The organism is Enterobacter cloacae complex sp. IR5441 (assembly GCF_049238215.1).
In the GTDB taxonomy this organism is placed as follows: Bacteria; Pseudomonadota; Gammaproteobacteria; order Enterobacterales; family Enterobacteriaceae; genus Enterobacter; species Enterobacter hormaechei_C.
In genome coordinates, this window is sequence record NZ_JBMKIA010000090.1 from 1 (window position 1) to 2040 (window position 2040).

The window sequence follows — 2040 nt, forward strand, 5'->3', positions numbered from 1 at the left end:
TGCCATTACGCATCACGCCTTCAGTAGCGGAACAGGAGGGACAGCAGACGGAGACTGAAGCCACGGGAGCACCTCAAAAACACCATTATACACTAAATCAGCAAGTTGGTAGCATCACCCTATTTGGTGACAGAATTACACAGGCCCTGGGAGGTCAGTATTGCAACAGAGAAATGAGAGAATAATGATTTAATATATTTTTTAATCGCTCGTTAAACATTGGAACTTTTCTCAGAACGTGACTGCAATGTCTTCAACGCATCTAACATGTCGTCGCCGTTCAGTGAGCGCTGCGATTATTTCTCTGTTGGTTTTCTGCGCCGCCGCAAAGAGCCATCACCGGCAGGGATCGCCTGTGAACGGTTGTTATCGCGTTTATCCTGAACATCAATCTAAATTGAAATGTCCGCATGTAGGTTATGTTTCAGCCTTTGCCGAAGATGTCTTTACTCCGGGTCTGAAGTTGCTGCAGGGCTTCCAGCATGTCGTTATGGTCCAAACTTCGTTGTGATTTCTTGCCGGGTTGTTTCTTTCTGCGTGAGGTCTGGCCGTCCAGTGATGGCAGGGCCTGTGAGCGGGTGTTGTCCCGTTTGTCCTGAACCAGCTTTATCATTTCCAGGGCACGTCCCAGACGCTTGTTGTCGATGATGGCGCCCTGGTCCAGTTCTCCCAGTCGGTCGTAAGTGGTAAAGGGCAGGGAAGTGCCGCTGGCCCGGAGCTCAATGTCACCATCCGGGTATTGCCATACCTCGATGTACTTCCCCTGAAAACGCCGGTTTTCTTCATTATCTTCAAGCAGATAAAGCTTTTTATCATACTGTAATGTCAGGTTTTTCGAGACCTTACGCTGCTCGCGCCAGGTGAATGTCGCCTGCAGGTTTTCGCCATTATCCAGCTGGCGATGTACGTCAAAATCGTGACGTGGCGGCTTTGCAAACCGACGGTTGTAATCTTCCATGAACTCATCAGCAAAGGCGTTTGCAGCCTCAGGTGTGCTGATACCGCGGAGCCGCAGTTCCTTGACCAGGCGGTCCTGTAATGTCAGATGAGCCCGTTCAACACGCCCCTTGGCTGAACTGGTGTTGGCACAGATACCAGTGATATTCAGCTCGTTCATGGCACGACCAAACTGAGTCTGGCCATCTCCGCCGGTGGCCTGCTTGTTGTTGATCCTGAAGACGCTGGCTTTGTCGCTGTAGAATGCCAGAGGCTTACCGTAGCGCTCCAGATATCCCCGGGTGGCTTCAAAATAGGTGAACGTGGACTCCGAACTGACGAACAGAAGCTGCATCAACCGACTTGTTGCATCATCAACGTAAACGAGCAGCGTGCAGGCCGGACCACGGTCCTCGAACCAGCGATGTTCACTGCCATCAATCTGGATGAGTTCGCCGGTGCAGGCCCGACGTGGGCGTGGCTGATGCACACGAGGTGGCCGTAACTTACGAGGGATCCATAAACCATCCCGGGTCATAAGCTTACGTACAGTCTCTTTAGCAAGATAAAGGTCATGAATCTCAGCAAGCTTCTCGCAGGCCAATGTCGGGCCAAAGTCGGCGTAACGTTCGCGAATGATGCGCAGCGCACGCTCAGCGAGGCCAGGCATCAACTGTCGGTTACTAGGCTGACCACGTCGGCGGTTAACCCGCGATAGCGGTCCGTGTTCACGATAGCGCTCGAGTAGCCGGCGGCAGTGCCTGTCAGAGATCTCAAGTCGGGTTGCTGCAAGACGCGTGGTAAGACGCCGGTCGATAACGTCCTGCAGGATCCTGAGTCGGTTTACATCGTTCATCGAGAAAAACTCCGTTCCGTATGCCGTCATGAGTCTCATCCTTTGAAAGCAGCGATCGCGGTGGCGAGACTGTAGCGCGGACATGTCTATTTGGTCAGAGACGGACATCTCAATTTAGCTGTTACACTGTATGTCTAGCCAATGTTGAAATGTCGTGCTGAAAACAAAGCTGACCTGACGTCAGTGGAGAGTCTGGACAATGCCTTTTTAAGGTTGAGTCAGGCTTTGGAGGAAGAACGTGGTTGCCA

General features: G+C 52.1%; 2 protein-coding genes. Both read right to left on the reverse strand.

The window, feature by feature from the left end; genetic code table 11:
- The coding region (locus ACOTX5_RS26375) for an IS1 family transposase (protein ID WP_138920129.1) at positions 1-64 on the reverse strand (64 nt) is incomplete at its 3' end.
- Positions 65-424: 360 nt separating this feature from the next.
- On the reverse strand, positions 425-1822 hold the full coding sequence (locus ACOTX5_RS26380) for an ISNCY family transposase (RefSeq protein ID WP_009653207.1): 1398 nt from the start codon (positions 1820-1822) through the stop codon (positions 425-427).
- Positions 1823-2040 lie beyond the last annotated feature (218 nt).